Below are 7,246 nucleotides of genomic sequence, written 5' to 3' on the forward strand. Positions count from 1 at the left end.
AACACGAACACATGGTCAACGTCGAGACCACAGAAGTGATCGAGTTCTTCGACGAAGAAATCGAGCGTCTGCAGAAAGCCATCGTCGACAAGTATGGCTTCGAGATGGTTGATCACAATCTGGTGCTGTACGTACGCAAGAAAAAATAAGCATGTCGCGCGAACGCAAGGTTCGCGAAACGAACGAAGGCGACCCTGGGGTCGCCTTCGTGCTTTCTGCCGGCCTTAAACTTTTGCCGTCACGACCATCTTCCTGGCGTGAGCCAGGGACTCCTTGGTGAGGTCTATGCCGCCCAGCATTCGAGCTACCTCTTCGACGCGATCATTCTTGCTCAGTTTGGAAACGGCGGTGCGAGTGGCGTCCTCCCCGCGTACTTTGTGCACAAACAGGTGTTGATGGCCCTGCGCTGCGACTTGTGGCAGGTGGGTAACGGTCAATACCTGGCCGCGTTCACCCAGCCGGCGCAGCAATTGACCGACGATCTCGGCAGTCGGTCCGCCAATACCCACGTCCACTTCGTCGAACACCAGGGTCGGTACGCGGGAGGTTTGTGCGGTGATCACCTGGATTGCCAGGCTGATCCGCGACAGTTCCCCGCCCGACGCCACTTTCGCCAAGGCTTTCAAGGGCTGGCCAGGGTTGGCGCTGACCAATAGTTCGATCTGTTCGAGCCCGTGGGGCAGGAGGTCGCCACCGCTGTTGGGGCGAAGCTCGATGGTAAAACGTCCGCCTGGCATGCCCAGTCGCTGAATTTCATGCTCAACGGCGCTGGCCAGGCTGCCGGATGCCTGGTGACGCAAGTCGCTCAGTTCGCGAGCCTTTTCCTGGTAGTGGCGAGCATAGGACGACAGTTCGTCGCTCAGTCGCTCGATGGATTCGTCGTTGGCGTTGAGGGTTTCGATTTCATCCAGCAGCTTCTGCTGCATCTCGGCGACCTCGGTCGGCTGGATGCGGTGTTTTCGTGCCAGCGTATAAATGGAGTCGAGGCGTTCTTCCAGATATTGAAGGCGCGAGGGGTCGGCGTCGAAATTGTCGAGGAAGCGATTCAGCTCGCCCACGGCTTCTTCCACCTGGATCTGGGCGCTGGTCAGCAGGCTGCTGGCCTCTCCCAGTGCGCCGATTGAACTGTTTACACTCGACAGTCGATTGAGGCTGGCAGTGAGGGCGTTCAGCACATTGCCCGAATCACTTTCGCTGCATTGTTCGACCACTTGTCGGCAGATGCCCAGCAGGGTTTCAGCGTTGGTCAGGTCCTTGTGTTCCTGCTCCAGCGACTCCAGTTCATTGTCGCCAAGGCCCAGGTTTTCCAGTTCTTCGAGCTGGTAGCTGAGCAACTGATGTCGAGCGCGTTGCTCGTCGCCCGAGTTGGAGAGCCGCTCCAGTTCCTGACGAGTCTGGCGCCAGCGTTGGGCGGCCAGTTGTACCTGGCGGGCAAGATCCGTAGCGCCGGCATATTCGTCGAGCAGGCGGCGATGGGTATCGGTCTTGAGCAAGGATTGGTGTTCGTGCTGACTGTGAATGTCGATCAGCAGTTCCCCCAGTGCCTTGAGGTCGCTCAAGGGGCAGGGCGTACCGTTGATGTAGCCGCGCGAGCGCCCCTCTGCCGTTATCACGCGACGCAGGATGCATGGGCCATCGTGCTCGAGGTCGCGTTCGGCCAGCCAGGCGCTGGCTTCCGGGATATCGGCCAGGTCGAAGGTTGCCAGGATGTCGGCCTTGTCTGCGCCGGGGCGGACGACGCCGTTATCGGCCCGATCGCCGAGGGTCAGGCCCAGCGCGTCGAGCATGATCGATTTGCCGGCGCCGGTTTCCCCTGTGATCACACTCATTCCACGATCGAGTTCGAGATCGAGATGTTCAACGATGGCGTAGTTGTGTACGGACAGGTGCACCAGCATGAAGGCCGCTCCCAGATGTTAGGTCTGGTTATTTATACAGTGTTTTGTTTCGGGCTGACAATGCTTCGCGTTAGCTTGATTTGCTTGGTCCGACGAAATCCTTAGCGCGTCAGGGAATGAAAAAAACAGATGTTTTTTGTGGGGGTAATGCTCAGGCCCCCTTGAAGCCGGAATTTGAGGCCCCATATAGCTGGCCAGAAGCGCGAGTCGAGCTCGCGGACGATATTGAAAGGAGAATTCTATGGCTGACGAACAGACAGTGGATACGCAAAACCCGGACGCCAACCAGGGCCCGGAGGCTTCGGGCGAAGATCTGGCGGCTCGTGTACAAGTGCTCGAAGAGCAACTGGCAGGCGCGCAGGATCAAGCTTTGCGCGTGGCCGCCGATCTGCAGAACGTCCGCCGTCGCGCCGAGCAGGATGTAGAAAAGGCTCACAAGTTCGCGCTGGAAAAATTCGCCGGCGATCTGCTGCCGATCATCGACAGCCTGGAGCGCGGCCTGGAATTGTCCAGCCCGGATGACGAGAGCATTCGTCCAATGCGCGAGGGCATCGAACTGACCCTGAAAATGTTCCAGGACACTCTGAAGCGTTATCAGCTGGAAGCGATCGATCCGCATGGCGAACCGTTCAATGCCGTTCTTCATCAGGCAATGGCCATGCAGGAAAGCGCCGATCTGGAGCCCAACAGCGTGCTCAAGGTGTTCCAGAAGGGCTACCAGCTCAATGGTCGTCTGCTGCGCCCGGCGATGGTCGTGGTCAGCAAGGCTCCGGCACCGGTTTCGCCTTCGATTGACGAGCAGGCTTGAAATTAGCCGCAGGGCCCCCATTTAGAAGTCAAGCGTTTAAGTGCTACCGCAGTTAGCAACCACTGCTGCGGCAACCAAATCCAAAGTTTCGGGAGAGTGAACATGGGCAAAATCATCGGTATCGACCTGGGGACCACCAACTCCTGCGTCTCCGTACTTGAAAACGGCGTAGCCAAAGTTATTGAAAACGCCGAAGGCGCGCGTACCACGCCATCGATCATCGCTTACGCCAATGATGGCGAAATCCTGGTTGGCCAGTCGGCCAAGCGTCAGGCAGTGACCAACCCGCACAACACCCTGTATGCGGTGAAGCGTCTGATCGGTCGCAAGTTCGACGAAGAAGTCGTACAGAAAGACATCAAGATGGTGCCTTACAAGATCGCCAAGGCTGACAATGGCGATGCCTGGGTTGAAGTGAACGGCCAGAAAATGGCTCCGCCACAAATCTCGGCTGAAATCCTGAAGAAAATGAAGAAGACCGCCGAAGACTACCTCGGTGAGTCCGTGACCGAAGCGGTGATCACCGTTCCGGCCTACTTCAACGACAGCCAGCGTCAAGCTACCAAGGATGCCGGCCGCATCGCGGGCCTGGATGTAAAACGCATCATCAACGAACCGACCGCGGCAGCGCTGGCCTACGGCATGGACAAGGCCAAGGGCGACCACACCGTGATCGTTTATGACCTGGGTGGCGGTACTTTCGACGTTTCCGTGATCGAAATTGCCGAAGTTGACGGCGAGCACCAGTTCGAAGTGCTGGCAACCAACGGCGACACCTTCCTGGGTGGTGAAGACTTCGACATTCGTCTGATCGACTACCTCGTAGACGAGTTCAAGAAAGAAAGCGGCATGAACCTCAAGGGTGACCCGCTGGCGATGCAGCGTTTGAAAGAAGCTGCCGAGAAAGCCAAGATCGAGCTGTCTTCCGCACAGTCGACCGACGTGAACCTGCCTTACATCACTGCAGACGCGACCGGTCCAAAGCACCTGAACGTGAAGATCTCCCGTGCCAAGCTGGAAGCACTGGTGGAAGACCTGGTTCAGCGCACCATCGAGCCTTGCCGTATCGCTCTGAAAGACTCCGGTATCGACGTTGGTTCGATCAACGACGTGATCCTGGTTGGCGGTCAGACCCGTATGCCGCTGGTACAGAAGCTGGTTACCGAGTTCTTCGGTAAAGAAGCTCGTAAAGACGTCAACCCGGACGAAGCGGTTGCCATGGGTGCCGCCATCCAGGGCGCAGTATTGGCCGGTGACGTGAAGGACGTTCTGCTGCTGGACGTCAGCCCGCTGACCCTGGGTATCGAAACCATGGGTGGCGTGATGACCGCGCTGATCGAGAAAAACACCACGATTCCTACCAAGAAGTCGCAAGTGTTCTCGACTGCCGACGACAACCAGGGCGCCGTGACCATTCACGTGCTGCAAGGTGAGCGTAAGCAGGCTGCACAGAACAAGTCCCTGGGCAAGTTCGACCTGGCCGAGATTCCACCGGCACCACGCGGCGTTCCACAAATCGAAGTGACCTTCGACATCGACGCCAACGGCATTCTGCACGTGGGTGCCAAAGACAAGGCTACCGGCAAGACTCAGTCGATCGTGATCAAGGCCAACTCCGGTCTGTCCGACGAAGAAATCGAGCGCATGGTGCGTGATGCCGAGGCCAACGCCGAGGAAGATCGCAAGTTCGAAGAGCTGGCTGCTGCCCGTAACCAGGGTGATGCACTGGTTCACTCGACTCGCAAAATGGTCGCCGACGCAGGTGACAAGGTGAGCGCTGAAGAGAAGGCTGCAATCGAAGCTGCCGTAGTTGCCCTGGAAGCCGCCGTGAAAGGTGACGACAAGGCTGCTATCGAAGCCAAGGTTGAAGAGCTGTCCAAAGTCTCCGCGCCGGTGGCTCAGAAGATGTACGCCGAGCAGGCTCAGCCTGCCGAAGGCGCAGCGCCTCACGCTGAGTCGGCCGAAAAGGCCGATGACGTGGTCGACGCTGAGTTCGAAGAAGTCAAAGACCACAAGTAAGTTGTTGGTCGGCCGGTTGACTGCCTTGAGGCGGTGACTGGTAGGATGTCGCCGCGCGGGAGCTTGCTCCCGCGTTGGCGTGTCTGGAGCAAGCGAATTTTTACAGCATGCGACAGTGTTCGCGTGTTGATGGCATGGCCGGGAATGCTCCTGCTTTCCGTGCCAACAGTGCCGCATTGAAACAAAGACCAGGATCGTTGAATTGACGTGAGTTGGGTCCGGGCCTGTATTGGGGCTCAACGAGTTCGGCAGGGCTCAGGAGAGGTTTGTCGAACGTCCTCAAGAGTGCAAATGACTTATGGCAAAGCGTGACTATTACGAAGTATTGGGTGTTGAACGAGGCTCAAGCGAGGCGGACCTGAAGAAGGCCTATCGCCGCCTGGCGATGAAGCACCACCCGGACCGTAATCCCGATGACAAGGCGTCGGAAGAGAAATTCAAGGAGGCCAACGAGGCCTACGAAGTACTGTCCGATTCCAGCAAGCGCGCGGCGTACGACCAGTACGGTCATGCCGGTGTCGACCCAAGCATGGGTGGCGGCGGTGCCGGTTTCGGTGGTCAGAATTTCTCTGACATCTTTGGCGATGTCTTCAGTGACTTCTTCGGCGGCGGTCGTGGTGGTTCCCGTGGTGGTGCCCAGCGTGGCAGCGACTTGCGCTACACCCTGGAACTGGATCTGGAAGAAGCGGTGCGCGGCACGACCGTGAATATCCGGGTTCCGACGCTGGTCAACTGCAAGCCGTGCGATGGTTCGGGCGCCAAGAAGGGCTCCTCGCCGGTGACCTGCCCGACCTGCGGCGGCATCGGTCAAGTGCGCATGCAGCAAGGCTTCTTCTCGGTGCAGCAGACCTGCCCGCGTTGCCATGGCCAGGGCAAGATCATTTCCGATCCGTGCGATTCCTGCCGCGGCGAAGGTCGTGTCGAAGAGTACAAGACCCTGTCGGTGAAAGTGCCGGCCGGCGTCGATACCGGTGACCGTATCCGCTTGTCTGGCGAAGGGGAGGCGGGTGCCCAGGGCGGGCCGACCGGCGACCTTTACGTGGTGATCAACGTGCGTGAGCACTCGATCTTCCAACGTGACGGCAAGCATCTGTTCTGCGAAGTGCCGATCAGCTTCGTCGATGCGGCGCTGGGTGGTGAGCTGGAGATCCCGACTCTGGACGGTCGGGTCAAGCTGAAGATTCCGGAAGGGACTCAGACCGGCAAGCAGTTCCGCGTTCGCGGCAAGGGCGTTGCGCCTGTGCGCGGTGGCGGTGCTGGCGACCTGATGTGCCGTGTCGCGGTCGAGACACCGGTCAACCTGAGTCGTCGTCAGCGCGAGATGCTGGAGGAGTTCCGCAACTCCCTGGCGGACGATAACAGCCATTCGCCGAAAACCACTGGCTGGTTCGAAGGCGTGAAGCGCTTCTTCGGCGACTTGTAAGGAGGCAGGCATGCGACGTATAGCTGTGATGGGCGCCGCCGGGCGCATGGGTAAAACCCTGATCGAAGCGGTGCATCAGGCGCCGGGCGCGGGATTGACGGCAGCAGTGGATCGTCCCGACAGTACGCTGGTAGGTGCCGATGCCGGTGAGTTGGCGGCGTTGGGTCGTATCGGTGTGCCGTTGTCAGGTGACCTGGATCGCGTCGTTGACGAGTTCGACGTGCTGATCGATTTCACGCATCCGACCGTGACCCTGAAGAATCTCGCGTTCTGCCGCAAGCACGGCAAGGCGATGATCATCGGTACAACGGGGTTCAGCGTTGAAGAGAAGCAATTGCTGGCGCAGGCCGGCAAGGACATCCCGATCGTTTTCGCGGCCAATTTCAGCGTTGGTGTGAACCTGTGCCTGAAACTGCTCGACACGGCTGCCCGCGTGCTGGGTGATGATGTCGATATCGAGATCACCGAAGCCCATCACCGGCATAAAGTCGATGCGCCATCGGGTACTGCGGTGCGCATGGGTGAGGTGATTGCCGATGCCCTGGGTCGTAACCTTAAAGAGGTGGCGGTCTATGGTCGTGAGGGGCAGACCGGTGCGCGCGCGCGTGAAACCATCGGTTTTGCAACGGTTCGCGCCGGTGACATCGTCGGTGATCACACCGTGTTGTTCGCCGCTGAAGGTGAGCGTGTCGAGATCACCCACAAGGCCTCCAGTCGCATGACTTTCGCCAAGGGCGCCGTACGGGCTGCCTTGTGGCTGGAAGGGCGCGAGCCTGGTCTTTATGACATGCAGGACGTGCTCGACCTGCGTTGAAGTGCACTTGAAGTCGGGGTCAAATCCAGTGTTTGAGCCCGGCTTTACACCGCCAAGCGACGACCTGTCGCATTCTCTGGCCTTTCAGGCTCATTGGCGGTAGACCCAAAAGGCCTTTTTCTGTAAGCTACAGCTTTAGTGTGTCCACTAAAAGCGCGCAGAATAATTCAGTGAAGAAGCGGGGTGACATCCTGCGAGCTAGATCTTGTCATTAAACTTACCGCCACGCCCGCTCAACTTGTGGCCATTGGAGAACAGTCAACCATTAACGCTACTGTAACCGA

Annotated in this window: 6 protein-coding genes; 5 read left to right on the top strand and 1 reads right to left on the bottom strand. The window is 58.7% G+C overall.

Annotated elements, in window-relative coordinates; translation table 11 throughout:
- Positions 1 to 149 (top strand): transcriptional repressor (locus ACQKP2_RS31010; protein WP_427582124.1); only part of this gene is annotated, 149 nt, incomplete at its 5' end.
- A gap of 75 nt (positions 150 to 224) precedes the next feature.
- Here ACQKP2_RS31010 and recN read toward each other — a convergent pair.
- Entirely contained in the window at positions 225 to 1,898 is a 1,674-nt protein-coding gene (gene recN, locus ACQKP2_RS31015; RefSeq protein ID WP_427582119.1) for a DNA repair protein RecN, read from the bottom strand.
- 241 nt (positions 1,899 to 2,139) lie between these two features.
- Between recN and grpE the strand changes: the two genes are divergently transcribed.
- The 4 genes from grpE (at position 2,140) to dapB (ending at position 6,962) form a co-directional block, all read left to right on the top strand.
- Positions 2,140 to 2,706: a nucleotide exchange factor GrpE gene (gene grpE, locus ACQKP2_RS31020; protein WP_427582120.1), complete on the top strand. Its 567-nt coding sequence runs from the start codon at positions 2,140 to 2,142 to the stop codon at positions 2,704 to 2,706.
- Between the two features lie 102 nt (positions 2,707 to 2,808).
- The gene (gene dnaK, locus ACQKP2_RS31025; protein ID WP_427582121.1) at positions 2,809 to 4,725 is read left to right on the top strand and encodes a molecular chaperone DnaK; all 1,917 of its coding nucleotides are present in this window, start codon (positions 2,809 to 2,811) and stop codon (positions 4,723 to 4,725) included.
- Positions 4,726 to 5,023: 298 nt separating this feature from the next.
- Positions 5,024 to 6,148, top strand: a complete 1,125-nt coding sequence (gene dnaJ, locus ACQKP2_RS31030; RefSeq protein WP_427582122.1) for a molecular chaperone DnaJ — start codon at positions 5,024 to 5,026, stop codon at positions 6,146 to 6,148.
- A 10-nt stretch (positions 6,149 to 6,158) separates the two neighbouring features.
- Entirely contained in the window at positions 6,159 to 6,962 is an 804-nt protein-coding gene (gene dapB, locus ACQKP2_RS31035; RefSeq protein WP_427582123.1) for a 4-hydroxy-tetrahydrodipicolinate reductase, read from the top strand.
- Positions 6,963 to 7,246: the final 284 nt, after the last annotated feature.

Origin of the sequence: Pseudomonas sp. NPDC089569, assembly GCF_050280625.1 — a bacterium.
GTDB lineage: Bacteria > Pseudomonadota > Gammaproteobacteria > Pseudomonadales > Pseudomonadaceae > Aquipseudomonas.